The sequence below is a fragment of the Terrimonas ferruginea DSM 30193 genome (genome assembly GCF_000425585.1).
In the GTDB taxonomy this organism is placed as follows: Bacteria; Bacteroidota; Bacteroidia; order Chitinophagales; family Chitinophagaceae; genus Terrimonas; species Terrimonas ferruginea.
On the sequence record NZ_KE384399.1, the window covers coordinates 87,405 to 111,789 of the forward strand.

A 24,385-nucleotide genomic window follows, 5' to 3' on the forward strand; every position below is an offset into this window, starting at 1 on the left:
TGAAGACCGTCTTTTCGCCCTTTTTGGAATAGAATTTTAACGGGAGGTGGCATCTTTGTATCTTTCGTTAAACCATTTCCCAATGCCTTCTACCATTACGCAGGAAGAATTTCTTGCTAAAAGCGGAGCCGACGACCTGATCCGCGATTTCCGTAAAAAGCTGGAAGCCGGGAACCGGCCGCTCGCCGTTTCAGATGTCCTGGATGAGCAGGGCCATCAATACGTGGACCTGGTGCAGGAGGGAGGTGGTGTGCTGGGTATTGCGCTGGTAGGTTACACGTATGTGCTGGAAAAAATGGGCATTCGGTTTTTCAGTCTCGCCGGTACCAGTGCGGGTTCTATCAATGCGATGCTGCTGGCCTGCAGCGGAAATAAGGAAGAAGAGAAATCATCGAAGGTGGTGAAACAACTGGCCGGGTTGGAAATGTTCTCTTTTGTAGATGGCAAACCCGGCAACTGGCGCTTTACCCGCTGGGTAAAAAAATGGATCCAGAAAATGTTACTGGGCGGAGCTGTTTTTAAACGTTTACGTATATTGTTTATGGCAGCGGCAGGGCTGTGGTTGCTGTGTACGCTGGCTTGCTTTGTGTTCTGCTTTATTAACCCTACGGTGGCAAAATGCCTGGGCATCGTATCGGGTGCTTTGTTTTTATTAGGAGGAATCGTCACGCTATTCTTTTATCGACGGTTTAAATTATTTGCGCGTACCGGGTATGGATTAAACAGTGGTGAGGCATTTCACCAATGGATCAATGGCATCCTGGAGACCTGCCCGATAGAAGGCAACCTGCGTAACGGCACTATTTGTACGCTCGAAGATTTCTCTAAACATTTCATGCGTATACCACCATTGAAAGTAATTCCCGACGAACGCCGTACGAATAATCAGCCGCCTTATATGCCGATGCTGACCATCATTACCTGTGATATTGTATCGGAGCGAAAGATTGAATTTCCACGTATGTGGGATTTGTATTGGTCACATCCGTCACAGGTGCGGCCGGGTGACTTTGTACGGGCGAGCATGTCAATCCCGGTTTTCTTTGAATCTTTCCAGGTGAAAAACATTCGTGCCAACAGCAGTTTTGCGGCATGGGATGAACATCTCAACTGGCAAAATGAACGAAAAGCGATTCCGGACACGGCGCAGTTCATCGATGGCGGGATATTATCAAACTTCCCCATCAGCATGTTTTATAATCCGAATTATCCGGTGCCGCGTATGCCCACGTTTGGTATCCGTTTACAGGATGGCGTACTCGATCACGCCGAAAGAAGCAACAATACATTCTGGAGTTATATAGCCTCATTATTTTCTACCATCCGCTTCAACTTTGACCGCGACTTTATGACGCGCAACAAAGCTTACAACCGTGCCATCAAGTCGATCGATGTGCGGGGCTATAGCTGGTTGAATTTTTTCATGACGGACGACGACAAGATTGCGTTGTTCCGCAAAGGTGCGGAAGCTGCTATTTCTTTTTTAGATGCTTTTGATTGGGAAGCATACAAAGGAGAGCGACTGTCTAATTTCGAGCAGGCACGCGAACGCTACGACAATCCCAATAACCTGGAAGTGTATCCGTTTTCTGTCAATACATCCCCGCAACCGGTGAATTAGTTGAACAGGTAGGAGCGGAGTTCAACAGCAGGTTCTACGGTGTCATAGTTGTAGGGAACCTGGTATCCTGCTTCCTGGAATTGTTGCCGCGTAATTTCTTCGCTTCCGGGCAGTAACTGTGAAACGCGTTCACGCATTGTTTGTGCGCGATCGTCGGACTCCATTACTAAATAAGCTGCTGATTGCCCTTTGCGCGGAAGCAACATGGTACAGCGGGCAAAACGGGTGACAAGATCATCACGAAGAAACATCCTGATATCCCATTCACCTTTGAAAGGGATGCTGAAGAAATAAACTGATTCAGTCATAATTATTACAATTGGTTACCGAATCATTTAAAGTTACCCATTAATGCAGCGAATGCCGGGAGATGTATCTTAAAATTCGCTGAGGGAGACAAAAGTCAATGAATGGTTATTTGTAGGTCACTCTGTTACAGGCGATAGCCGGTGATTGTGGGGATAACTTTTATCGCGAGACGGATTCAAGTGAAAAGTAGTAAGTAATATGTGTATCCCAAGCCGTTTATTGACGATTCACGATTGACCATTTACAACTGCACAAACTCCGGCGTATGATTTGCCCGCGGGAGAAAATCATGCATGATCCAGTCTCTGCTGACTTTCATATAACCCGTAGTCGTTCCGTCGCTGCAACCATACCATTCTTCTGCCAATACATCTTTATCGATTACCACACGCACTTTATTGGTGGTATCAAGCATTACACCGAACACGGTTGCCGCACCCACTGTCACGCCCAGTATTTCCTGCAGTAGAGCGGGCGATGCGAAGGAGACACGTGAAATATTCAGCGCACTGCTGAAGTCTTTTGTCTTGAAAGGCTTGTCTGCAGTAGTTACAACCAGGTAGAAGTTTGTTTCCTGCCTGTTGCACAGGAAAAGTGTTTTTACAATCGGTGTCTTCAACTTGTGACCAATGTCCACACAATCTTCCATAGTGATGGCCTCGTCGGTATCTACACGCTCAAAAGCTACGTCAGCCTGTTTGAGTGTCTGGTAAACTTTTTCCTGCAGCGCCGTTTTAAAAACAGGCGGCGCGGTATGTTGTATTTCGCTTATGTAAAACATGATCAGTGGGCCATGTCGTCTTTGTTCACTTCGTTGCTGTCGAGTGTAGGCTCATTCAGTTGTACCACACGGCGCGTTGCCTGCTTTTTCATCATGGCCATGTTCAGCATCTGCACAATGAACGAGAAAGCCATACCGAAGTAGATATAATTTTTGAGATGCAGTTCATGCGCAGCGGCGGCGTCCCATCCTTCAATGATCAGGCTGAGGCCGATCATCACCAGGAATGAAAGCGCGAGCATTTTGAGTGTGGGGTGTTTGTGTATGTAGGCCGAAATAGCGGGACTGAACACAAACATCACAATCATGGCAATGATCACTGCGGCGATCATGATCTCCACATGCTTGGCCGTGCCACCTGCGGTGATAATACTGTCGAAAGAAAAGACCGCATCGATAAGCATAATTTGCCCTACCGCCTGCCCGAAACTGAGTGGTTTTTTGTTAACGGCACTCGCATTGGGATCTTCACCTTCAAGTTTGTGATGTATTTCCTTTACAGACTTGTATATCAGGAAGAGGCCGCCGACGAGCATCACCAGGCTCGCCAGGTCGAATCCTTTGCCGAACCATTCTTCCGGAATAATGTATTTGCCTTTTTGTTCCAGCAGCCAACCCAGGCCCATCAGCAGAAGGCTTCTTGAAAGAATCCCGGTGATCATCCAGGTAATGCGCGCCCTTTTCTGCTCTTTTTTATCGCGCAGGCGGTTCATGATGATGCTGACAAAAATTACATTGTCAATACCTAATACTACTTCTAGAATAACGAGAACGAGGAAGCTGATGATGGCTTCGCTGGTGAACAAATGCTCCATGGTGAGACAAAATTACGTGTTGGAATGGTTCTGTGTTTACAATACTGTCGTGAACAATTGTTCGCGGCATATTTTCTTAACGATGGACGGGCCTTCGTAAATTAATCCCGTCCATACCTGCACGAGTTGTGCGCCGGTAGCCAGCTTTTCACGTGCATCGGCTGCGGTGAAGATGCCACCTGAAGCGATCACCGGCAGCTCGCCTTTGGTGCGATTGAAGATATGTTGAAGAACGGCAGTGCTTCTTTCTTTTACCGGCCGGCCGCTGAGGCCACCGGCTTCTTTTGCTGTTTCCGCTGATGCTTCACTCAATCCTTCGCGGCTGATGGTGGTATTGGTGGCAACCAGCCCATCAAGCTTAATTTCCAGTGCCAGATCTACCACGTCATCGATCTGTTCGGGTGTAAGGTCCGGCGCAATTTTCAGCAAGATCGGTTTGGCCTGGGCTTTACCATTGTTGATCATTTGCAGGTGGCGCAGGATTTTTCCCAGGGATGCTTTTTCCTGCAATTCCCGCAGGCCGGGGGTATTGGGACTGCTGACATTGACTACGAAATAGTCGACATAGGGGTGCAGTTCACGGAAACAGCTATCATAGTCTTTCCAGGCTTCTTCATTCGGTGTTACCTTATTTTTACCGATGTTGCCGCCGATGATCAGGGGTGTTTCTCCCGCCGCTGTTTCATAGGCACGCCATTTTTCGAGGCGTGCTGCAACAGCCGTTGCGCCATCATTATTAAATCCCATCCGGTTGATGAGTGCCTGGTCCTCCGGTAACCTGAACAGCCTGGGCTTCGGATTACCTTCCTGCGCAAGGGGTGTAACCGTTCCTATCTCTACAAATCCAAACCCAAGAGCTTTGAGTTCGCGGAGGTAACGTGCGTTTTTATCAAAACCGGCCCCGAGCCCAACCGGATTGCGGAATTGGAGGTTGAGGAAATCTACAGCCGGCCCTTTCGGAGTGAAACGATTGCTGATCAATTTGCGCAAGGGCCCGATGCTGCAAGCCACGCGCAGGCAGTTCATGGAAAAATAGTGAACAGATTCTGTCGGAAAACGAAATAGAACACTGCGGATAAAACGGTAAAACATAATAGTTAATCTTCGAGTTTCGCCCATACTTCAGCATCCAGCAGCATGGTCGAAAGACTTTTTAGTTTTTTGTAATCGATAAAGGTCCAGTCGGGTGAATGTTCGTTGCGGATGGCGAGCATATCTGCCTTTATTGGTACGATCAACGTTTTCGTTGACGAGTCATAGGTAACAGTTGTGTTCATCACCGAAGACATTAATGTTGTCATTTCTTCCGCGTTGGTATTTTCCTCTTCTTTAAATTTCATACGTAAGACGAAGGAATAATCTACCACTGCGTAAGTGCCGGCTCCCACGTTGAAGGAAGGATGAACGGAGTCTGCCCGGCATGAATCCATCTGCGCCGATACTTCCGGTGAATCAAAAACCTTGCGGGTTTCTTCTTCCAGGGTGGGGCGGGGAATGATTGTGAAAATCTTCGGATAGGCAAGGTCCAATATTGCCGCAACATCCATCCGGTTATTGGCATCCATGTAAGCATCGAGCCTCCTTTGGAGCGCGGCGTCTGTCTGTGCTGACACGCTGAAAACCAGCAGCAGAAAAGGGGCTGGCAGGAGCCGTTTCATGGATTTTTGCCCAAAGAAATTGCATAGGCCGGGGACCACAAAAATTATTTTTACAGATGTAGGGATTGATTAACTTTGGTCTATAAGTTGCATAAACAACTATTTGCAGTGGTTTGCTGGCTACTGCTTCAGAATTCAAACTTTACTACCATGCAGGAAGCTTATATCGTTGCCGGTTACCGCACAGCGGTTGGTAAGGCCAAAAAAGGCGGATTCCGTTTTTATCGTCCTGATGACCTGGCAGTGGATCTTATCCGCGGGCTGATGGCCAGTGTGCCGCAGCTCGAGGCAAACCGTGTAGATGACGTAATAGTTGGTAACGCGGTACCCGAAGCCGAGCAGGGGCTTCAATTCGGACGAATAATCTCGGCACGTGCCCTGGGCTTCGACGTACCGGGCGTGACGGTTAACCGTTATTGTGCTTCCGGTCTTGAAACGATTGCCATTGCTACGGCGAAGATCCGTACGGGTCAGGCAGAATGTATTATCGCTGGTGGTACGGAAAGCATGAGCCTGGTGCCCACGGCAGGTTGGAAAACGGTGCCTTCCTATGCGATTGCAAAAGACGACCCCGATTATTACCTGAGCATGGGTCTGACGGCCGAAGCTGTGGCCAAAGAATACAATGTAAGCCGCGAAGACCAGGATACTTTTGCCTACGAATCGCATCGAAAAGCTCTGCAGGCGATTGAGAATGGCTATTTCAAACCAGGTATCCTGCCAGTGGAAATTGAAGAGGTGTATGTTGACAAAGCCGGCAAAAAGCAAAAACGAAATTATACGGTCGATACCGATGAAGGTCCGCGCGCAGATACATCACGCGAGGCGTTGGCTAAACTGAAACCGGTGTTTGCCGCCGGAGGAAGTGTAACGGCAGGTAATTCTTCTCAAACATCCGATGGCGCTGCATTTGTGATCGTCATGGGAGAGAAGATGATGAATGAATTGGGGCTGAAGCCGCTCGGGCGTCTCGTGGCCTGTGCTTCTGCGGGGGTAGCTCCGCGCATCATGGGTATTGGTCCTGTTGCTGCGATTCCGCGTGCCTTGAAGCAGGTAGGTATGAAAATCTCCGATATTGACCTGATTGAATTGAATGAAGCATTTGCCTCTCAGTCGCTGGCGGTGATTCGCGAGGCCGGCCTTGATCCCGAAAAAGTGAATATCAATGGCGGCGCGATTGCCCTCGGACATCCACTGGGTTGCACAGGCGCGAAACTCACCATACAAAACCTGCATGATCTGAACCGGCTTGGTAAGAAATATGGTATGATCACGGCGTGTGTAGGGGGAGGTCAGGGTATTGCGGGTATTATTGAGAACCTGCAATAGCAAGACTATAAGGACTGCGGTCTGAAAACGATCCGACTATTTTAGATGAGTAACCTTATTGATGAGTATCACTCGTCAGCCATTGAAGCAGCGACGCGGCATGTTCCAACACAGGCCCTGCCGTCGCATCTTCTTCGAGTTCTATAAAAGCTCCTTCTTTGATATGTACTTTATCTGCCACGAGCAGACTGATTCGTGCGCTTCCCTCTGAAGGGGGGCGTTGACGCGGCGTTTTTTGAGCCGGCCATTTATTTACTGCCACAATAGCGGCGTCTAACAATGGATCAACATATTCGTCAGAAATTTCGTCCGGATCGGTTAATTGCAATACGGTGCCTTTTGGAGAAATCACAGTTGCTGTTCCATCTTCCAGTGCGGCTACAATTTCTACTGCGCCATCCATTCCAATTTCCACAATAACACCCAATAATTCCCTGGCACCTACAGCGGCACCTTCGGCCGCCAGTTGTTTATAAGCAAGCAGACGACGGGGTGTTGCCAAATCGGGATTATCGACAATGCCATGCAACTGTACTACGTCCTGCGGTGCGCCGAAATTTTCAGTATTGTCAGCAAATAATTCATTGTAGACATGGTCTGCTTCTTTGGTGCCGAAAGGTAAATAAGGGGGTGCCGTGTGGTTACGTGGATCCATACTTGGAGCTTAAAAATTCAGTAAATGGATTCAAAGGGGATTAAAGAAACGGGGCCGGGCGAAATGTGCGCAAAAAACCTGCCAGACGAAGATAGTGTTTTAAAAGAGTTGTTGAAGTTGCTGCACGTAAGTAAATGCTAAAGTCCGGTTTTTGCCGGACTTGCTTTTTCAATATACCCAATCGACCTTTTTCTATTCGGGCAGTGAAGTAATCCACCAGATATTGCCGTTTGTATCTTTTACGCCGCCACTGCGACCATAGTCCTTATCGGCGACTTCCATCACCACTTCTGCACCCTGTTCCACGGCTTTGTGAAAGCATTCATCGGCGTTATCCACGTAAATGAAAAGATCGCAGGTACGGGCGGGCCAGTCTTTATTGGCTCCCCCGATCATGAGGGTGTTGTTGCCGATGATAATTTCTGCATGCATAATGCCTCCATCAGGCCGCAGGTGTTGTTGTGTCACGGTGGCTTTGAAGGTATCGCGTGCAAAATTGATCAATGCCTCAGGGCTGTGTGCAATAAAATAAGGCATGACAGTCTGATGTCCGGAAGGTAAGTTCATAACAGATGATTTGTGTTAAAGTATCGGACAAAAATCACGCTCAATCAGTCCGGAAAATTGGAAAAAAGCGACATTTCCCGAAATCTGCCAGAGGAATGGCGTTATTCAGCATCCCGCCATTCTGTTGCACCGGAAAGGCCGGAGAAATATTTCAGTGGATGCTGACCGGAGAAAGCCCGGAAGTCATGGATAAAATGCGATTGATCATAGTAGCCGCAATAATGCGCAATATCCGTAAGGCGACAGTTCTTTTTACCGTAGAACTGCAGTGCCGAGTGAAATCGTACAATGCGGGAGAACAGTTTGGGGGCGAAGCCGGTTGTGGTGCGGAACGTCCTTTCAAACTGCCTTTGGGAAAGAAAATACTTTGCGCCTAATTCTCCTATTTGTACGAGGCCTTGTTCGCGGATGATCTGTTGCATGGCGGCGAACACGGACGGTTCCTGTTTTGTATGTGGTAAACGTTTTAAAAGAAACCGGTCCATCAGTGCGCTGCGTTCACCATTATTTTTTGCCGATAGCATTTGTTCTTCGAGAGCGGTTCCTTCTGTTCCCAGGAATGAAATGAGATCCGGCATTTCATTGGTGAGGGCTTCTGCGGAAATATTGAAGAGCGACGTAATCGCGTGCGGATAAAGGTAGACTCCGAAAATGCCAAAACCCCGATCTGTCCGGAATTGCCGCGGCCGGCTGCTCGGTCCCTGGATGCCGGCTGAAAAAGAAGAACTGTCTTCCTTACCTGTCATCAACTCATCAAACCTGCCGGAATAATGAAAAACCATTTCCGTGCACACATCTGCCATGGAATAATGTGTGTAGGCTTCATTACTTTCCAGTATCCAGTAAGATTTTACAAAATTACCCAATTGCAGAGATGGTGCCATGGTCGAATAGCTGAGCATAGCGTCAAATTACAAAACAATTCCTGAATGAATGTTCTGTGCGTCAGGTTTCCATAATGTCAAAGAACTGAACAGCTGCAATACTGTTATTCGCAGCTGAATATTTACAACCGGACAAGCCCGTTTCGCATGGTCAGGATGGCCAGTCCTACACGGCTACGGACATCAAGCTTGGTGAAAAGCTGATCACGCATATTGTCGATGGTTCTGGGATTCATACCCATTTGTAAAGCGATTTCTTTATAGGTCAGATCGGTGCAGGCCAGTTCAAGAAAGTCGAGTTCCTGTTGACTGAACATGGTGTTGTCGAGTGTAAACTGTTTGTTGTCTCCCGGCCGGAACATATTTGCCAGTTTTCCGGACACATGATGCGAATAGTAGTACCCTTGTTTCTGCACGGTATGAATAGCCGTGCGCAATTCATCCGGTTGAACATCTTTCTTCAGAAACCCCCGTACGCCATTTTGCAATAAACGGATAAGTGATAGTTCTGAGTCAAACATTGTCAGCACCAATACCGGTACATCGGGCAGTTTCCGGTAAAGGCGGCCTGCCGTTTCAAAGCCATCCATTTCCGGCATGTTGATATCGAGTATTATCACATCGGGTCTGCTGCCGGCGGAAAGGAAATCGAGCAGTTCGCGACCGGATGCTGCTTCATGAACAACCTGACAATCCGGATAATTGTTCAACATTGCCGCCAATGCTTTTCTTACAAGAACATGGTCGTCTACGAGCACGATCTTACTTCGTTGTATCGTTTTTGTTTCTGACATGAGCTGCCGGATTAGAAGGTTAATTCAATGTTGAAATAGCTTTTGTTGGCTGTTGCTTTTCCTTGTTTACTGCATAGGTGGTTTCCTTGCAATAGCATGCCCGCGCAACCATGAGAAAAAATGTTGTATACAATAAATAATAGATCGCATAGAAACCAGACCACAGGTGATATGTTTTAAAGAAGAGTATTTCTCCAATGGCAACCGGAATGGAGACCAGCATGAGCAGGGTGATCGCTGTTGCTATCCAGCATCCCGGAATATCGGTCAGGTTTCTTAATATGGATTCTCTGAAAAGCGTAATGAAATAAGCAACCCCAAGTATCAGAAAAAACAGGGATTCAGTTGCAAGCAACCATCCTCTCAGCCGGACGATCTGTTCAAGATCTGACACAGAAGACATAAATATAATCGTCGCCGTCCCGGTAAGGAAAATGATATTCGTTACTATAATGAAATGTTTCAGTCTTTTTGAGAAAAGCCGGTGATAGTAAAAATGAGAAAATACTAAAGTCTCGACAGTGAGAAACAGGAGGTCCATGTAGCGGAATGTCTGCTGTATGGCAGGCTGGTAAGGCGTTTTATAGAATACGACAAATAGTACACTGTTAGTTATCCATAGTATAAGCATGGAAATGGCAAACCAGTGAAACCGGTGTGGTTCGATCGGGTTGCTTCTTCTGACAAGTATAATAAGGCAATAGACAACGGCTGCAATCAGCAGCGGCGCGGTGTAGTATTGATAAGACCAGTATTGAAATAAATTTTCCATTTGGCTAAGCTACGTTGTGACGATGCCGGAATCCAAGGGAAAAACCATACGATTTGATCGTTTTTTTCGGCAAGACAGTCTCAAAGAAAAATACGCTTGATGTTTGTGTTTTTTCCTTTGGTGAAGGCCCGGTGGCTGGGATATCTTTGTGCCATGATACGGTTTTTACAAGATAATAATCTGCAGGGTGTTTGTCAAGTTTGTGGGGGGGAAATAAATACTTAGTAATAGGACAGGGGAGTTGGCGGGTAGTAAGAGAAGTAAGGGTAAACGAATAGGTACAGAGAAAGGAATTGGCTGAATGAAAATGTAGCGGGTTATACGGAATGACAGAATCGTTCTGGGGCTGAGTAAAGCCGGAATACCGGTCTCATTTTATAGGTAGATGAACCGGTGGAAGTATAAGGCGTAAAAAAAAGCGGGATGATTATCCCGCCGATGATTAATTACTCACTTTCTTTTTCAATGTGCTTACCTGTTGTTGCAGGTCTGTCACAATGTTTGCAAGTTGATTTACATTCCAACGTTGCAATGTGTTGGTCTTTGAAATAACGACCTGGGCTTCCCACATTTCCAATACATCTTCGGAGCTGATGGTATATGGCTGGAAAACGGGGTTGTCGCTCACAAGTGTAAGCTTGTTTTTTGTACGGGTATTTTTAGCAACGCGTTTGTAAACGATTCCTTCGGTGCGGGAGATCACAATACAGGCTGCATTGTTTTTGAGGTGTTCGAGATCGTCAACTTTCTCACCTACGATCACGGAGCCACTGGGTGTGGGTAACATGGAATCACCTACGATTTCAAATGCGCGATAGTTACCACCGCTCATCATGGGTAAGGTGAAGGTATTAAGTTCGTCGATGAATTCGGGATCGCCATAACCTGCGAGGTAACCTGCAGCAGCTTTCATCGGGACGAAAGGAATTTCCGAGCGGCCGCCGGATAATTTCATCGCCCGGCGTTTGGACAGATAATTACTGCCTTTACTTTCGCTCAGATCGCTGCGCAACAGATCATCGAGTGTAAGCTTAAAAATATCACACAGTATTTCAAGCACATCGATGCGCGGCTCTGCACGTTCTTCTTCATAGGCTCCGACCAGGGAACGTTTGATACCTAATTTGGTGGCAAATTCCTCCTGCGTCCAGCCCCTGAGCTTGCGCAGGTACTTCATGTTTTTACTGGCGATTGACATATCAACTAATGATTTTAGTGCAAAATACTAACTTTTTTATCAAAAACAAATTTTTTACCTGTTTTTACCACGATTATTCCTTTTAAGAAGAACAGCACTGACTAATTAATAAAGAGAGTGCTGCCAATTGACTGTAAGGTCATAGAGCCGGATATTGCTTACTGACAAGGGTGCGCTGTCAGAAGGTGATAAACGGGAGCCTGAAAAACACGCTTTGCACGGTAGGCGGATCGTGTCCTTATCTGCTGTTTAGCAAGTTGTTGGGTCTTTGAGGAAAAAAGGTACTTTTGCACAGCTATGGCTACAAAGAAAAAGACCGCAACGAAGAAGAAAAGTTCTACAGCCCGGACCAAGGAAAAGCCGGTGATCCTCGTAGTGAACGACGATGGGGTTACAGCACCTGGTATACGCAACCTGGTAGAAGCCGTTAAAGATCTCGGTACGATCGTGGTAGTGGCTCCCGATAAACCGCAGTCAGGTATGGGACATGCCATCACCATCGGACATCCGCTGCGCTTGCTGAAAGTAGACAGCTTTGAAGGAATTGAAGCCTATGCCTGCACAGGCACACCTGTTGATTGCGTAAAATTGGCGGTAGATAAAGTATTGCATCGCAAACCAGATTTGTGTATAAGTGGTATCAACCACGGCGCCAATCATAGCATCAACGTGATTTATTCCGGTACGATGTCTGCTGCGGTGGAAGCAGCTATTGAAAACATTCCTTCTGCAGGATTCTCCCTGCTGGATCATAGCATTGAGGCTGATTTTACCGGAGCACGCAAGTATGCGCGTGAGGTAGTGCAGAAAATGCTGAACACGCGTTTGGATAAACATACCGTACTCAACGTAAATATTCCCAACCTGCCACCTGATCATATTAAAGGAATCCGGATCTGTAAGCAGGCCTATGCGAAATACGAAGAAGATTTCATCGAGCGCCAGGATCCGCACGGTCGTCATTATTATTGGCTTACCGGCGAATTCGTGAATTTCGATAAAGCAAAAGATACCGATGTATGGGCGCTCAACCACGGTTACGTGAGTGTAGTGCCGGTGCAATTTGATCTTACCCATTACGAACTGAAAGCAAAACTGGAAAAGCAATGGTCATGAAACTGTTGAAATCAAACAATTTTCGTTTCGGCCTGCTGATTGGTCTGCTGGGTTTGCTCCTGGGCCTGCTGATCATTTACCTGGTGCGTTCTCCGTTTCAGTCGTTTGGAGAATTTTTGACTTATTTCTTCAGCGAAAACCAACTACTGACATCCGTTGGCTCACTTACCCTGCTGGGCAATATTGCGCTCTTTACGGTATATGTCAATACGAATCGCGATAAGACCGCTGCCGGCATCTTTACCATAACTGTCATCTACGGTATTGCCATCCTGCTTTTGAAAGTTGTTTAAGGTCTTTCTGATGGATGGAAGTAAAGTATGATGATGCAAAGGCTTAACTTTGACAGCTCATCCTGTTACCCAATCCGACCCATGATTCAGACGCCTGTCTGCTTTTTATTGCCGTATATACTACGATGTCATTCTTCTCCCAGCTACAGCCAACGTTGGCTCCTTCCTGGCTGTCCTGATCCCTCCGGCCGGTTTGTTGTAAACAGGTACTCACCTGCCTGCTAAACATATCCCAAACCCTGCACGAAATGAACAATACACTTTTTTTTATAATTACCGGTGGCCCCGGGGCCGGTAAAACCACCTTACTGAATGCACTGCGTGAGCGTGGTTTTGTTTGTATGGAGGAAGTTGCGCGCGACATCATAAGAGAACAAATTAATAAGGGGGGCGATGCATTGCCCTGGGGCAACATTACTGCCTATACCGAACGAATGCTACAGGCTACTATCGAGGCCTACAAGGATGCAATAAAACGTTATGAAGGCCAACCGGTTTTTTTCGACAGGGGACTGCCTGATACGCTTGCCTATATGCGTCTCACCGGTCAAACAATGAGTCCGGCCATTCATGCTGCCGCCGAGGAGTATCGTTATCATAGCCGTGTATTCCTGCTGCCGCCATGGCAGGAGATATATACAACCGATGACGAACGCAAACAATCCTGGGACGAAGCGGTAAAAACTGCACGCGTAATCCGTGATACGTACCGGCACTTTGGTTACGATCCTGTTGATGTACCCCGTTGCTCTGTTGCTGACCGCGTTAAGTTCGTTCTTGCGGGAGCGGGGTTGTAAAAGGCATAAGGAGTAAGGTATAAGGTATAAGGTATAAGGTATAAGGAGTAAGGTATAGGGAGTGAGGTGTAAGGTTTACATCTTCACCCTCGTTCGCGCATACACCACAACTGTTCGGAAGATTTTAGACCTGTCATTCCGACATCACGCCACCGTTGGTCTCCAGACCAACGGGCCTGCTCAGCCTTGAGTTATGTACGAAGTTGACCTTAACCTGTCAAAGCTGCCTGACGCTTGCTTGTTGGTCGGGAGACCAACAAGGTTTCTGATTTATACGCCACGCTGCCATTACGTTTAAAAATGAAAAGCGACTCTCAGGGCTAAAGGTTCCGAACACTTATGGTGCATACACGAACCTTGATGAGCAAGCATCACTATTCATCTTCCCGGGCTCACTCAATTTTAATCTAATTCTAATACGTCTGTAATGCTGCTTTTAAAGGCAGTTAATCAACTACTTATACCTTCACCGCTTCCCGGAAGGCGTATTTAGTAAGTTTGCAGGCCGCAACCGGCCTAACCTTCGGGCAAATAAGCTGTTAATTGGGGTAGATTTAAAAACAAACCGTCGATATGCATATTTTATTAGTTGAGGATGAGCCGGCAGTAGCCGGAATGCTGAATAAAGGGTTGACAGAAGAAGGGCATACCGTTACAGTAGCACCAGACGGCCCGATCGGTTTGCAAATGGCTACCGAACATACCTTCAATATGATCATCCTCGATGTGATGTTGCCGGGTATGAACGGCATCGAATTATGTAAACAATTGCGCAAGCAAAAAAATCATACACCGATCCTCATGCTCACCGCGTTGTCCACAACTGAAAATGTGGTAACCGGACTCGATGCAGGAGCGGATGATTATATTACCAAACCTTTCAAATTCCGCGAACTCGCTGCCCGCATACGGTCATTATCACGCCGTGGATTACCGGCCGAGCCCGCTGAAGTGTTGCGGCTTGCCGATCTGGAAATGGACCTTACCGCCCGCACCGTTGTCCGCGGCGGAACGGAAATCAGCCTTACTTCCACCGAATACCGTCTGCTGGAATACCTGCTGAAGAATAAAGGGCGCGTAGTGTCACGACTCGATATGCTGGAAAACGTGTGGGGAATCGACTTCAACATGGGCACTAACGTAGTGGACGTGTATGTCAATTACCTCCGGAAAAAAATTGATAAGCCAGGTCCCGTAAAACTGATCCAGACGGTCATCGGGATGGGATATGTGATGAAAGAGCCTGCCGCATGAAAATACAAACACAGACCGCCTTACTTTTTACCTTCCTCGCCGCCGCCGTTATCCTGCTGCTCAACGGCGTGATCTACTATGCCGCCAGCCGGGACAGCTCCAACGATTTTAAAAAACGTCTCGAACTCCGCGTCGTAGTCGCGTCTAAAATTTATTTTGAAAAGGATACCACTTCCACTGCCACTTACAACGAACTCCGTGAACAATACCTGGAGAAGTTACCCAACGAAAAAGAATACGTCATAACAGTAGACCAGCGGTCAGGTGCCTTGCAGATTCCGCAGGGATTGAAGTTGCCGGAAACGTTTTATAAACAAGCACTGGCCGGTTCTTCTACCGCTTATTACGATCACGACGGTGTGTATTATGCCGGCATTCAGCATAAAAGCCCCGAGGCTACCAATATCGTCGTTAAGTCAGCCGTAAACATGTACGGACTGCAGGCTTTGCGCAACCTCGAACGGATTTTATTTATCGCTTTCATCGGTAAAGTAATACTGGTATTTACGGTCAGCTTCTTCTTTTCACGCAAAGCGTTTAAACCTTTCCGTGATATCATTGCACGCGTAAAAAGTATCGGCGTGGAAAACCTTTCGCTGCGTTTGCAGGAGAAAAAAGGAAAAGACGAAACCGCCGAACTTACCCGCACGTTTAACGGTATGCTCGATCGCCTGGAAACCGCCTTCGATATTCAGAACAATTTCGTGAGCAATGCTTCGCATGAACTGCGTACACCGCTTACCACCATCATCGGTGAAGCAGAGATCACCCTGTCCCGCGCACGCACGCCTGAAACGTATCAGGCCGCCTTGCAGGCCATTCTCAAAGAAGCGGAAAAACTGGAGGCGCTTACTACGGCTTTATTGAGCCTTGCGCAATCCGGCTTCAATAAGAAAAAAGAAAACCTGGCACCCATACGTCTCGATGAATTGTTATTCGATATCCATGCCACCATCAGTCGCATCGATCCCGACAACCAGGTGCGTCTTCACCTGCAGGATATTCCATTGGACGAGTCAAAAATGACGGTAACCGGCAATGCACAATTATTAAAACTTGCCATCAGCAATATCATTCTCAACGCCTGCAAATATTCCAATAACCAGGATGTGGTTGTGCGGCTGAGCTACCAAAGTGGCTTCGTGGTGCTCGTTGTTACCGACATTGGTATCGGCATTCCTGATGCGGAATTACAACATGTGTTCGTACCCTTTTTCCGGGCATCAAACACGGGTTCGTTCAAAGGTTATGGAGTAGGACTTCCTCTTGCACTTAATATTATACGGCAGCACAACGGGCAGATACATGTTGCCTCTGAAGAAGGCAAAGGCACGATTGTGACAGTACAGTTGCCTGTTATGACAAACGCGTGATCGTTCTTAGGTAATTCTTATTTCTTTTTTAATGTAAGCTAATGCAACCTTTAATCGGTTGTAAGATCAGCAACGCAAATTTGTATTGTTAACCTGATTGAGTTAGTTGTCATTTAAAAAAGAAAAAGAGGTTATGAGAAACGTCTTAATCCCTACAGATTTCAGTATTGAATCTCTCCAATTGGTAGAACGTGCCGTTGCTGCACTGGACGATCAATCCATGAATATTATTTTGTTTCATGCATTCGATATTCCTTCACATGCGCCTGATATGCTGGGTTCCAGCCGTCGTGTGCCTTATGCGCATCTGCTGACGGATGAATTCCGCAATGCCTGCCGCCGCATCAAAACTGCCAATGCGCGCACGGTACAGAATATTCATATCCGGCATTTTTACGGTAATACCGTTGCCGTGTTCCGTAATTATATCGATGCGCATGATATCGACATGATCATTTGTCCGGAACCGTTTGTGTTCAGAGCGGTTTCCGATCAGAGTGTGAATCCGGAATCGTTATTCCGTAAAAGTGGTATACCCGTACTCACCACACTGGCAAAACGCCGTACCGTTATTCAAAGCGCTGCGCCGTTAGCAGAAGCCGTAGCGGTACTGATCAACTGATCAGGTTGCATTGACAAACTATTTTTTTGCTTTATGGAAACAAAGGTGGAGCGGCTCCGGACTGACCGGGGCCGATGACCACTGATGCGTGTAGAACGAACCTGTAAATTTTATGCTGTTAAAAAAGAACATACCGTTTTCTTATATCATGGGTAAGATCAAGCATGAGTTGCTTTTTATTACCCTGTATACGATCCTCATTGCGATCCTGTACGAGAATTTTCATTTCACCCGTATTTCCATTCCCATTGCCATTCCGGCGATCCTGGGTACGGTGATCTCCCTGCTGCTCGGTTTCAGGAGCAACCAGGCTTACGACCGCTGGTGGGAAGCCCGGCACATTTGGGGGGCCATCGTAAACGACTCGCGTACACTGGCCCGGCAGGTGTTGTCTTTTACCGAAGTGATATACGAGGGTGACGAGGTACATGCTTTCCGTGATAAGATGATCCGTCGTCAGATGGCCTGGTGTTATGCGCTGGGGCAAATGTTACGCGGGCAGAATGCTACCCGCGGTCTGGATAAATACCTGACCCGCCAGGAAATGGACTTTATCCGTCATTACGATCACGTGCCGGGTGCTTTGCTGGAATTGCATGCACGCGATTTGCGTACAGCCCTCAACGAGGGTTGGATCAACCGCTTTCAGCAGGTAGAGATTGACCGCACGCTCAGCCGTCTTTGTGACGCCATGGGTAAGTGCGAACGGATCAAAAACACTGTATTCCCGGTGACCTACAGTATGTATATCCATTTCTCCATGCTGCTGTTCATCGCACTGTTGCCTTTTGCGGTGATCCAGTATTTCGGTTTGCTGGAAGTACCGGTAGTGGTAGCCATTGCTACCTCGTTCCTGCTGATCGAAAAAATGGCGATCCATCTGCAGGAGCCTTTTGAAAACAAACCGACAGACACACCAATGACCACTATTTCCCGGAATATCGAACGGAACCTGGCACAGATGCTCAGGGACCAGGAGATTCTCGAGGTGAAAGAGACCAATAAGTTTTATGTGCTTTGACCCTTCATCCCCGGGTCATTGATGAAGACCCATCCCCGGGTAGTTCTCTACTCCGGGGTCCAGGAAAGCTGCCGGCAGGAGACCCTTCTGCCGGTTTTTTTATAACACTTGCGAAAGCCGGTTTTTCGGCAGATAAACCTCAAACTTTCTAACCCATTATTTGTTGTACCAGTGGGCTTTAAGTACCTTTAGCCCTTTAGGAATTATTCATTTTTTACGAAATACATTGTCATGGGAATACTCAAAGACAGGTTTAAGGCCAAGGCAGATCAGATGTCGGCCGAGATCAAGGATATCTTGAAAGAACATGGTTCCAGGGTGATCGGGGAGGTGCAATTGGCCCAGGTTTACCAGGGCATGCGCGGTATCACCGGCCTGGTAACCGAAACTTCTCTGCTGGATGCACAGGATGGTATCCGTTTCCGCGGTTATTCAATCCCCGAACTCCGTGAAAAGCTGCCAAAAGCTCCCGGAGGATCCGAGCCCTTACCCGAAGGTCTTTTCTACCTGATGCTGATCGGCGAATTGCCGACAGAAGAAGATGTGCAACATGTTACGGCTGTGCTGCAACGCCGCAGCCAGGTGCCTTTGCATGTGTTCCAGGCGATCGAAGCAATGCCGCTTACTGCCCATCCCATGACACAACTGACCGTGGCAGTAATGGCACTGCAAACCGAAAGCCAGTTTGCACGCCGCTATGCAGCGGGCATGAGCAAAAAAGATTATTGGGAAGCCGTGTTTGATGATTCGATGGACCTCATTGCACGCCTGCCCCGCGTAGCCGCTTATATCTATCGCCGCAAATACAAATTCGGCAGCCACATCGAACCGAATGGCCTGCTCGACTGGGCCGGCAACTTTGCCCATATGCTCGGCTTTGAAGACGATGGGTTTAAAGAACTGATGCGTTTGTATATGACCATTCACGCCGACCACGAAGGTGGCAACGTGTCTGCACATACGACCCACCTGGTAGGTTCCGCACTCAGCGATCCCTATCTCTCTTTTGCTGCCGGTCTCAACGGTCTTGCTGGTCCTTTGCACGGACTGGCCAACCAGGAAGTGATCAAGTGGATCTTCGAGATGCAGGAACAATTGAAAACCGATAGTCCCACTCCCCAGCAGATCGAAGAGTATGTACGTAAAACATTGAGCGAAGGAAAAGTGGTACCTGGTTACGGCCACGCCGTACTGCGTAAAACAGATCCGCGCTTTACCGCACAAATGGAGTTCGGGAAAAAGCACATGCCGGATGACAAGCTCGTACAAACCGTTTGGAATGTATATGAAACAGTTCCACCGATCCTGCAGTCACTCGGCAAGGTGAAAAATCCATGGCCCAACGTTGATGCACACAGCGGTGCGCTGCTCGTGCATTTCGGTATGAAAGAATATGATTATTACACGGTGATGTTTGGTGTAAGCCGTGCACTCGGTGTATTGGCCAGTCTTTGCTGGGATCGCGGATTAGGATTTGCAATCGAGCGTCCGAAGTCCATTACAACCGACCTTGTGAAGAAGTGGATCAAAGGAGAAGACCAGATATGGGGAGATTAAGCCCCACTATGATAAGCATAAAACCCTGTTTCTTAACAGGGTTTTTTATTTGCAGGAGGAGATAAGCGTGTGTGGCAGCAGAACCTTTTTGGTACGGTTTTTTGAGGAGTAGGAGAAGAACGCACTGATTCCTTAACTTTAAAAATAATAGGTTATGACTAACAAAAACAAAGTATTGCTGGGCATCCTGGGTGCTGCTGCAGCAGGTGTTGCTATAGGATTGTTGATTGCTCCTGAAAAAGGAAAAGACATCCGTAAGAAAATCAAGCAAACAGCCGGCGATTGGGCTGATACCGTAAGCCATCTGTTTCACCGCGGCGAACGCGAGCTCGAAAACGTAAAAGACAAAGCACGTAGTGCAAAGAGCGCCGCTGAAGACAAAGTGAATCGCATCAAAGAAAGCCTTAGTTAATGCACATCATACTAAAGAAGGTGCCTGTAAATATGCAGGCGCCTTTTTTTAATTTGAAATGTGCAAATAGTGAATAAGTCAATAAGTGAATGGTGAATAGTTAATATGACTATTTAACTTAAAACTTACAACCTCTCTCATGGAAGAACTGAAAGAAAAAACCGCCGACCTGGTTGATCATCTAGAAGATATCGCCGATACCTACTATCGGCTAACTATCATCAATGTTACCCAGAAAGCGACGAATATTGCCTCCACCGTAGTAGTGGCTGTAATGTTATGCGGACTGGCCATGTTTGTATTAATGTTCCTCGGCGTGGCACTCGGTGTCTGGCTCGGTGATCTTGTACAAAGCAGAAGCCTGGGCTTCTTATTGGCCGCGGGCGTGTACCTGCTCGGTCTGCTCATCATCCTTGCCATGCGCAAGTCAATTATTTATCCCTTCATCAGAAACTTTATCGTAAGAAAAGTGTATGACTAGACCTATACAAACATACGACGACCTCGTAGCCGAAAAGCAACGGTTGAAAGATTTGCTCAAAGCACAGAAGGAACTCATCCACCAGGACGTGCAGGATATCAAAGCTGAACTGGAACCCATCCGCAGCGCTATCAATGTTGCAGGAAAATTCTTTTCACGCGATGCCAGTAATCCTTTGGTGAATCTCGGAATCAACCGTGTGATCGATTTTGTAATGAAGCGTGTATTGCTCTCCAAAACCGGGTGGTTTGCCAAACTCGCTGTTCCTTTTATCATGAAAAATTATTCTTCGCACTTCGTGGAAGAAAATAAAGGCAAATTGTTCAGTTGGGTTACTTCGCTTTTCAGCAAAAAGAAAGATAAAAACGGGCAGCACGAAGAGGAAACGGATGAGGAGGAAATCGACGATCTGGAAAAAGGCGAAGCTGCTTCAGATACACGACCGACTTTGTAAGTCAAAATTCAAAAATAAAAAGTCAAAAGACTTGTTGGATAGGCAGTAAGTGAATAGGAGTATTTAACTTGAACTTATTACTTACTACTTACTACTTACTACTTAATACTTAATACTTAATACTTAATACTTAATACTTAATACTTAATACTTCACCGGACGGGCAGCCCGAATTTACGGGCTCCTTCTCTTATAAAGCGGTCTGCCTCCGCACTGCCATCCGCACAAATCACATCGATCGGCTTTCCTAATTTTTTTGTAACAGGATTGGTATTGTCTACCCACACCACGCCGCCGCGCGTAGCAACCGGCCGTTGCGGTGGCTGCACCACACACGCGCCATCGTCAAACATACCTACCTGTGTACGATCGGTCACAAAAGATCCCCCTACACCTCCATGTGAGGTATAAAAGTATTTCTCTTCATAATATTCCGCTTTGTATTGCGTGGACGTGTTGCTGAAATAAGTCCGCGATCCGACCTCGGGATGACGACGGGCATGAAAAACATATTTGACATTTTCCACTGTCTCTCCGTCAAGGCAAGGCTGCCGGTCTACCGAATCATACAATCCTAAAAAATAAACCTGGATCAGCGGGCTCAGCATGCGTGCCAGCACTGTAGCGATGAGACCACCGCGGCTATGCCCTACCAATATTACGCGAACCTGTTGATTATTCAGCGGCTGGCTCGACAACATCTGAGGAGTAACTCTTACAGGTACGCGAAATTCCTGCGTATATGTACTGGTATAAAAGCCGTGACTATATGCCTGCTGTTGTTGTTGCTGCATGCAACTGTTTACATCGAACATATCCAGCGGCTTGTGGCCATTCATCATCCGGGGAAATAAAACCTGCAATCGCTGCCGGATAAAATCAAGTGCTTCCTGGAGAATGGGAACGGAATCGGTACCCCAAACCTTACTGCGCGGACCATCGTAGAACTTGCGGTCTACGCCCATTGCGCCAAATTGAAAGTCGCGTACGAATTGAAATACATGGCTGTTACTACCATCCGGTTTGCGCCATTCAGACGAACCGGTACCATCTATTCCTACCACGATGAAGTGAGGAGAGCCGGGAGGGTTCATAAGCATCGATTTCAGCCGCACAGCAGCAAAGACCAAGCCATGGCCATAGGTTTCAGATTAAAAAATCTGCGGTTCCGGGATTAATTTTTACCGATTTCAAAAAAACTGGCGTTGAATTTGTATAGAAGCAGGTGACAAAGCCCCAGCATTGCCGAATCAAGACAATCTCTTTTGACCGTGGCAGATGCGTTTAGCGATCTCATTCTTTTCCTGTAATCCACGGTCATGAATATTGAGTTTTACGCTTTACCCATTGCCTTACATTCTGTGCCTTCAGGCAAAACACTTACGCGGTGTTCGCTGAAGCAATCCATTGCACATAACCTGCACCTGATTCTCACGTCTACCTTTAATAGTCTTTCCTCCGATGATCAGTTCGGTTGCCGCATATGGGACGCCGATTTCGATAACATCAGCAATCAGAATAAACAGAAGGAAGAAATCATCCATAGCATACAACAGGTGATCGCCCGTTACGAGCGCCGCCTTACACAAACACGCGTCGAATTGAGATTGCAGCAGGAAGAAGCTGAGCCCCGCCAGGCCGGCACACGCGTAAAGAAAAAACTTTCCATTGTTATTACCGCACATATACAACTGACCAACGAACCGATCGTTTACCGCGATCACTTTTTTGTCAGTCCATTATCTTACGATTTATAAACCTTATGTCTGAAAGCAGAGAACATATCCGCAACCGTATGCTGCAGATGGCAGCCCGTAGCTGGGGTTATCCTGAAACGGAAGCCGAAACCAGCTTCGACCCGCTCGTAGGCCTGTTGCTTTCCGTGCAGGCAGCCGAGTTCGAACGCGTGTCCGCAGAGATTCATCAGTCCCGCGCACGCGTACTCGAACGCATGGTGGAATTACTTTCTCCCGAAACACTTACCGGTCCTTTGCCTTCGCACGCCGTACTGGCCGCAGGCACCTTGCAGGATAATGTGAGCGTATCACCACAGGAACAATTTGTATTGACACAAAAGTTACCTGCAGAAAATGGCGGCCAGCCCCGCACACGCGATCTCTTCTTTACACCAACAGGTCATTTCGCCGTCAACCGCAGCAACATCCGTTATGTGGCTACCGCGGGTAAGTTTTTTCAATTGCATCCCGGTGCCGGCAAAGAATTACTGGCCTATAATTCCGGTGAGGGACTGGGCGCTACAGAGTTCTGGCTGGGTATCGATCAGGCCGGCGTTTCACTCGATAATGCACAGTTTTATTTCCAGATACGCAACGAAGTGTTGCGTGATTATTTCTATGCACAGTTGCCTGCCGCTACCTGGTATGCCGATGCCCAATCTTTGCATACCCATTCCGGATTCAACGATCCGCGTACAGCCCATACAAAACTGAATGTGGAAGAACTGCTGCAGCAACCCGGCAGCATCCGCCACAGCGTATTGCGCGACATCAACGAATTATATAAATCTTCTTTCGTCACCATCCGTGATGAGCAACAATACACAGCCGGCTTGTCTGGCATACCCACGCAACTCGAACAGGCATTTTCCATTCAAAGCAAAAACCTGATAGAAACAGACGGCTTACGCTGGATCCGTATTGTATTTCCCGAAAACGTAACAGCCGAAATGCTCGAAGATGTCAGTTGTTATATGAATTGTTTTCCGGTGGTCAACCGCCGCCTGCAGGAGATCACTTACCGCATGCAGGAACTGGTCAACATCATTCCTTTACTTACCGACGATCTTTATTTTGACCTGGAAGAAGTAACAGACCAGGATGCACATCCCCTGCATGTGCGCGAACTCGATGGCAACAATCCTTCGGGCCTGCATATTTTACTCCGTTCCGGCGGCGTTGGCCGTTTTGATGAACGTGACGCCGCTTCCATGATCGGACAGGTACTGCAATTACTCCGCGATGAAAGCGCGGCATTCTCCAGGCTGGGACGTGATTTTGTTGCAGGTGAAGTAAAACAATTGCAGCAGATCGTGAACCGGCTCGAACAACAGATGCGGCAAAAAAACTGGCTCACCGAACGTACGCCTTACCTGCTGATCCGCAGCCGCAAGCAGGAAGAAGTAAGACATTTATTTGTAAAATACTGGTCCGTCAATGGAAGGGCTGCCAATGATATAAAAGCCGGTACTCCGCTGATGCCTTATCGTTCCGGTGCGCTCGATCACAACCGCATCGTATTACTTACCGCCACGCGCGGTGGCCGCGACCGCCTGATGACCGCCGATGCTATTACGGCTTATAAAAGTGCCGTGCTTTCCCGCGACCGCGTGATGAGCCTCGAAGATGTACGCCTGTTCTGCATGCGCGAACTCGGACAACGCGTAAGCAGTGTCGATGTACAAAAAGGCGTAATGGTTTCGCTCAACGAAGCAGAAGGGTTTGTGAAAACGATTGATGTAACGATCCGCCTGCACCGCAAAGATTATCGTGAAGCAAGAGAACGCAATGAAATCGTTGCCTGGGAAAAAGACCTCGCTTTCCGCCTGGCCGACCGCTCACTCGCTTTGATGCCTTACAGAATATTTATTGAAGAAGCAGCGTAA

27 protein-coding genes are annotated in these 24,385 nt (G+C 47.5%); 15 read left to right on the forward strand and 12 right to left on the reverse strand.

The features are described from left to right. The first annotated feature begins 82 nt into the window (after nt 1-82). A complete protein-coding gene (locus tag H608_RS23775; protein ID WP_051268359.1) occupies nt 83-1,621 on the forward strand; it encodes a patatin-like phospholipase family protein in 1,539 nt (512 codons plus the stop codon). On the opposite strand, the gene H608_RS0114845 is transcribed toward H608_RS23775, so the two are convergent. From H608_RS0114845 to H608_RS0114865, 5 genes are all read right to left on the reverse strand, one after another. Further along, the gene (locus tag H608_RS0114845; RefSeq protein WP_028788365.1) at nt 1,618-1,929 is read right to left on the reverse strand and encodes a hypothetical protein; all 312 of its coding nucleotides are present in this window, start codon (nt 1,927-1,929) and stop codon (nt 1,618-1,620) included. The genes H608_RS23775 and H608_RS0114845 overlap by 4 nt on opposite strands. A 242-nt stretch (nt 1,930-2,171) precedes the next feature. Beyond that, nucleotides 2,172-2,711, reverse strand: coding sequence for a prolyl-tRNA synthetase associated domain-containing protein (locus tag H608_RS0114850; RefSeq protein WP_028788366.1), 540 nt, complete (start codon nt 2,709-2,711; stop codon nt 2,172-2,174). 2 nt (nt 2,712-2,713) lie between these two features. Then, nucleotides 2,714-3,526 carry a TerC family protein gene (locus tag H608_RS0114855; protein WP_028788367.1) on the reverse strand — a complete coding sequence of 271 codons (813 nt, stop codon included), beginning with the start codon at nt 3,524-3,526 and terminating at the stop codon, nt 2,714-2,716. Nucleotides 3,527-3,562: 36 nt separating this feature from the next. Then, nucleotides 3,563-4,645 (reverse strand): quinone-dependent dihydroorotate dehydrogenase, encoded by a 1,083-nt coding sequence (locus H608_RS0114860; RefSeq protein ID WP_342664852.1) that lies wholly within the window; start codon nt 4,643-4,645, stop codon nt 3,563-3,565. Next, nucleotides 4,624-5,184 carry a hypothetical protein gene (locus H608_RS0114865; RefSeq protein ID WP_028788369.1) on the reverse strand — a complete coding sequence of 187 codons (561 nt, stop codon included), beginning with the start codon at nt 5,182-5,184 and terminating at the stop codon, nt 4,624-4,626. Before H608_RS0114865 ends, H608_RS0114860 begins: the two co-directional genes overlap by 22 nt. A 150-nt stretch (nt 5,185-5,334) precedes the next feature. Here H608_RS0114865 and H608_RS0114870 point away from each other — a divergent pair, with 150 nt between their 5' ends. Further along, on the forward strand, nt 5,335-6,513 hold the full coding sequence (locus tag H608_RS0114870; RefSeq protein WP_028788370.1) for an acetyl-CoA C-acyltransferase: 1,179 nt from the start codon (nt 5,335-5,337) through the stop codon (nt 6,511-6,513). Between the two features lie 55 nt (nt 6,514-6,568). Here the strand turns inward: H608_RS0114870 and H608_RS0114875 are convergent, their stop codons facing one another. From H608_RS0114875 to H608_RS0114900, 6 genes are all read right to left on the reverse strand, one after another. After that, the gene (locus tag H608_RS0114875; protein WP_028788371.1) at nt 6,569-7,168 is read right to left on the reverse strand and encodes a hypothetical protein; all 600 of its coding nucleotides are present in this window, start codon (nt 7,166-7,168) and stop codon (nt 6,569-6,571) included. Nucleotides 7,169-7,360: 192 nt separating this feature from the next. Next, complete coding sequence (locus H608_RS0114880; RefSeq protein ID WP_028788372.1) at nt 7,361-7,735, reverse strand: VOC family protein; 375 nt, start codon at nt 7,733-7,735, stop codon at nt 7,361-7,363. Nucleotides 7,736-7,836: 101 nt separating this feature from the next. Then, on the reverse strand, nt 7,837-8,637 hold the full coding sequence (locus tag H608_RS0114885; protein ID WP_028788373.1) for a helix-turn-helix domain-containing protein: 801 nt from the start codon (nt 8,635-8,637) through the stop codon (nt 7,837-7,839). A gap of 104 nt (nt 8,638-8,741) precedes the next feature. Further along, nucleotides 8,742-9,413 carry a response regulator transcription factor gene (locus tag H608_RS0114890; protein WP_038008645.1) on the reverse strand — a complete coding sequence of 224 codons (672 nt, stop codon included), beginning with the start codon at nt 9,411-9,413 and terminating at the stop codon, nt 8,742-8,744. 19 nt (nt 9,414-9,432) lie between these two features. Continuing rightward, nucleotides 9,433-10,185: a hypothetical protein gene (locus H608_RS0114895; RefSeq protein WP_028788375.1), complete on the reverse strand. Its 753-nt coding sequence runs from the start codon at nt 10,183-10,185 to the stop codon at nt 9,433-9,435. Nucleotides 10,186-10,627: 442 nt separating this feature from the next. Continuing rightward, a complete protein-coding gene (locus tag H608_RS0114900) occupies nt 10,628-11,383 on the reverse strand; it encodes an XRE family transcriptional regulator (RefSeq protein ID WP_028788376.1) in 756 nt (251 codons plus the stop codon). A 297-nt stretch (nt 11,384-11,680) separates the two neighbouring features. Here H608_RS0114900 and surE point away from each other — a divergent pair, with 297 nt between their 5' ends. The 11 genes from surE to H608_RS0114955 all read left to right on the forward strand — a co-directional run bounded on the left by surE (nt 11,681) and on the right by H608_RS0114955 (nt 20,763). Further along, on the forward strand, nt 11,681-12,499 hold the full coding sequence (gene surE / locus H608_RS22535) for a 5'/3'-nucleotidase SurE (protein WP_051268360.1): 819 nt from the start codon (nt 11,681-11,683) through the stop codon (nt 12,497-12,499). Beyond that, nucleotides 12,496-12,792, forward strand: coding sequence for a hypothetical protein (locus H608_RS0114910; protein WP_028788377.1), 297 nt, complete (start codon nt 12,496-12,498; stop codon nt 12,790-12,792). The genes surE and H608_RS0114910 overlap by 4 nt, the downstream gene beginning before the upstream one ends. Before the next feature lie 248 nt (nt 12,793-13,040). Then, nucleotides 13,041-13,589 (forward strand): AAA family ATPase, encoded by a 549-nt coding sequence (locus tag H608_RS0114915; protein WP_038008648.1) that lies wholly within the window; start codon nt 13,041-13,043, stop codon nt 13,587-13,589. Nucleotides 13,590-14,162: 573 nt separating this feature from the next. Then, nucleotides 14,163-14,843 (forward strand): response regulator transcription factor, encoded by a 681-nt coding sequence (locus H608_RS0114920; protein WP_028788379.1) that lies wholly within the window; start codon nt 14,163-14,165, stop codon nt 14,841-14,843. After that, nucleotides 14,840-16,216: a HAMP domain-containing sensor histidine kinase gene (locus tag H608_RS0114925; protein WP_028788380.1), complete on the forward strand. Its 1,377-nt coding sequence runs from the start codon at nt 14,840-14,842 to the stop codon at nt 16,214-16,216. The genes H608_RS0114920 and H608_RS0114925 overlap by 4 nt, the downstream gene beginning before the upstream one ends. A gap of 133 nt (nt 16,217-16,349) precedes the next feature. Next, entirely contained in the window at nt 16,350-16,838 is a 489-nt protein-coding gene (locus H608_RS0114930) for a universal stress protein (RefSeq protein WP_155990192.1), read from the forward strand. 112 nt (nt 16,839-16,950) lie between these two features. Then, on the forward strand, nt 16,951-17,859 hold the full coding sequence (locus tag H608_RS0114935; protein ID WP_028788382.1) for a bestrophin family protein: 909 nt from the start codon (nt 16,951-16,953) through the stop codon (nt 17,857-17,859). Between the two features lie 231 nt (nt 17,860-18,090). Continuing rightward, nucleotides 18,091-19,416, forward strand: a complete 1,326-nt coding sequence (locus H608_RS0114940) for a citrate (Si)-synthase, eukaryotic (protein ID WP_028788383.1) — start codon at nt 18,091-18,093, stop codon at nt 19,414-19,416. A gap of 154 nt (nt 19,417-19,570) precedes the next feature. Beyond that, a complete protein-coding gene (locus H608_RS22540; protein ID WP_051268361.1) occupies nt 19,571-19,828 on the forward strand; it encodes a YtxH domain-containing protein in 258 nt (85 codons plus the stop codon). A 139-nt stretch (nt 19,829-19,967) separates the two neighbouring features. Continuing rightward, a complete protein-coding gene (locus H608_RS0114950; RefSeq protein WP_028788384.1) occupies nt 19,968-20,309 on the forward strand; it encodes a phage holin family protein in 342 nt (113 codons plus the stop codon). After that, complete coding sequence (locus H608_RS0114955) at nt 20,302-20,763, forward strand: hypothetical protein (protein WP_028788385.1); 462 nt, start codon at nt 20,302-20,304, stop codon at nt 20,761-20,763. Before H608_RS0114950 ends, H608_RS0114955 begins: the two co-directional genes overlap by 8 nt. A 152-nt stretch (nt 20,764-20,915) precedes the next feature. On the opposite strand, the gene H608_RS0114960 is transcribed toward H608_RS0114955, so the two are convergent. Further along, a complete protein-coding gene (locus tag H608_RS0114960) occupies nt 20,916-21,857 on the reverse strand; it encodes a hypothetical protein (RefSeq protein ID WP_155990193.1) in 942 nt (313 codons plus the stop codon). Between the two features lie 225 nt (nt 21,858-22,082). Between H608_RS0114960 and H608_RS0114965 the strand changes: the two genes are divergently transcribed. Together H608_RS0114965 and H608_RS0114970 are read left to right on the forward strand one after the other, a co-directional pair. Next, nucleotides 22,083-22,520: a GPW/gp25 family protein gene (locus H608_RS0114965; RefSeq protein ID WP_028788387.1), complete on the forward strand. Its 438-nt coding sequence runs from the start codon at nt 22,083-22,085 to the stop codon at nt 22,518-22,520. A 5-nt stretch (nt 22,521-22,525) separates the two neighbouring features. Beyond that, nucleotides 22,526-24,385 carry a type VI secretion system baseplate subunit TssF gene (locus tag H608_RS0114970; protein WP_028788388.1) on the forward strand — a complete coding sequence of 620 codons (1,860 nt, stop codon included), beginning with the start codon at nt 22,526-22,528 and terminating at the stop codon, nt 24,383-24,385.

Bases quoted from the DNA above. Each gene is read 5' to 3' on its own strand.
- H608_RS23775 (WP_051268359.1), top strand. From the start codon at position 83: ATGCCTTCTACCATTACGCAGGAAGAATTTCTTGCTAAAAGCGGAGCC.
- H608_RS0114845 (WP_028788365.1), bottom strand. From the start codon at position 1,929: ATGACTGAATCAGTTTATTTCTTCAGCATCCCTTTCAAAGGTGAATGG.
- H608_RS0114850 (WP_028788366.1), bottom strand. From the start codon at position 2,711: ATGTTTTACATAAGCGAAATACAACATACCGCGCCGCCTGTTTTTAAA.
- H608_RS0114855 (WP_028788367.1), bottom strand. From the start codon at position 3,526: ATGGAGCATTTGTTCACCAGCGAAGCCATCATCAGCTTCCTCGTTCTC.
- H608_RS0114860 (WP_342664852.1), bottom strand. From the start codon at position 4,645: ATGGGCGAAACTCGAAGATTAACTATTATGTTTTACCGTTTTATCCGC.
- H608_RS0114865 (WP_028788369.1), bottom strand. From the start codon at position 5,184: ATGAAACGGCTCCTGCCAGCCCCTTTTCTGCTGCTGGTTTTCAGCGTG.
- H608_RS0114870 (WP_028788370.1), top strand. From the start codon at position 5,335: ATGCAGGAAGCTTATATCGTTGCCGGTTACCGCACAGCGGTTGGTAAG.
- H608_RS0114875 (WP_028788371.1), bottom strand. From the start codon at position 7,168: ATGGATCCACGTAACCACACGGCACCCCCTTATTTACCTTTCGGCACC.
- H608_RS0114880 (WP_028788372.1), bottom strand. From the start codon at position 7,735: ATGAACTTACCTTCCGGACATCAGACTGTCATGCCTTATTTTATTGCA.
- H608_RS0114885 (WP_028788373.1), bottom strand. From the start codon at position 8,637: ATGCTCAGCTATTCGACCATGGCACCATCTCTGCAATTGGGTAATTTT.
- H608_RS0114890 (WP_038008645.1), bottom strand. From the start codon at position 9,413: ATGTCAGAAACAAAAACGATACAACGAAGTAAGATCGTGCTCGTAGAC.
- H608_RS0114895 (WP_028788375.1), bottom strand. From the start codon at position 10,185: ATGGAAAATTTATTTCAATACTGGTCTTATCAATACTACACCGCGCCG.
- H608_RS0114900 (WP_028788376.1), bottom strand. From the start codon at position 11,383: ATGTCAATCGCCAGTAAAAACATGAAGTACCTGCGCAAGCTCAGGGGC.
- surE (WP_051268360.1), top strand. From the start codon at position 11,681: ATGGCTACAAAGAAAAAGACCGCAACGAAGAAGAAAAGTTCTACAGCC.
- H608_RS0114910 (WP_028788377.1), top strand. From the start codon at position 12,496: ATGAAACTGTTGAAATCAAACAATTTTCGTTTCGGCCTGCTGATTGGT.
- H608_RS0114915 (WP_038008648.1), top strand. From the start codon at position 13,041: ATGAACAATACACTTTTTTTTATAATTACCGGTGGCCCCGGGGCCGGT.
- H608_RS0114920 (WP_028788379.1), top strand. From the start codon at position 14,163: ATGCATATTTTATTAGTTGAGGATGAGCCGGCAGTAGCCGGAATGCTG.
- H608_RS0114925 (WP_028788380.1), top strand. From the start codon at position 14,840: ATGAAAATACAAACACAGACCGCCTTACTTTTTACCTTCCTCGCCGCC.
- H608_RS0114930 (WP_155990192.1), top strand. From the start codon at position 16,350: ATGAGAAACGTCTTAATCCCTACAGATTTCAGTATTGAATCTCTCCAA.
- H608_RS0114935 (WP_028788382.1), top strand. From the start codon at position 16,951: ATGCTGTTAAAAAAGAACATACCGTTTTCTTATATCATGGGTAAGATC.
- H608_RS0114940 (WP_028788383.1), top strand. From the start codon at position 18,091: ATGGGAATACTCAAAGACAGGTTTAAGGCCAAGGCAGATCAGATGTCG.
- H608_RS22540 (WP_051268361.1), top strand. From the start codon at position 19,571: ATGACTAACAAAAACAAAGTATTGCTGGGCATCCTGGGTGCTGCTGCA.
- H608_RS0114950 (WP_028788384.1), top strand. From the start codon at position 19,968: ATGGAAGAACTGAAAGAAAAAACCGCCGACCTGGTTGATCATCTAGAA.
- H608_RS0114955 (WP_028788385.1), top strand. From the start codon at position 20,302: ATGACTAGACCTATACAAACATACGACGACCTCGTAGCCGAAAAGCAA.
- H608_RS0114960 (WP_155990193.1), bottom strand. From the start codon at position 21,857: ATGAACCCTCCCGGCTCTCCTCACTTCATCGTGGTAGGAATAGATGGT.
- H608_RS0114965 (WP_028788387.1), top strand. From the start codon at position 22,083: ATGAATATTGAGTTTTACGCTTTACCCATTGCCTTACATTCTGTGCCT.
- H608_RS0114970 (WP_028788388.1), top strand. From the start codon at position 22,526: ATGTCTGAAAGCAGAGAACATATCCGCAACCGTATGCTGCAGATGGCA.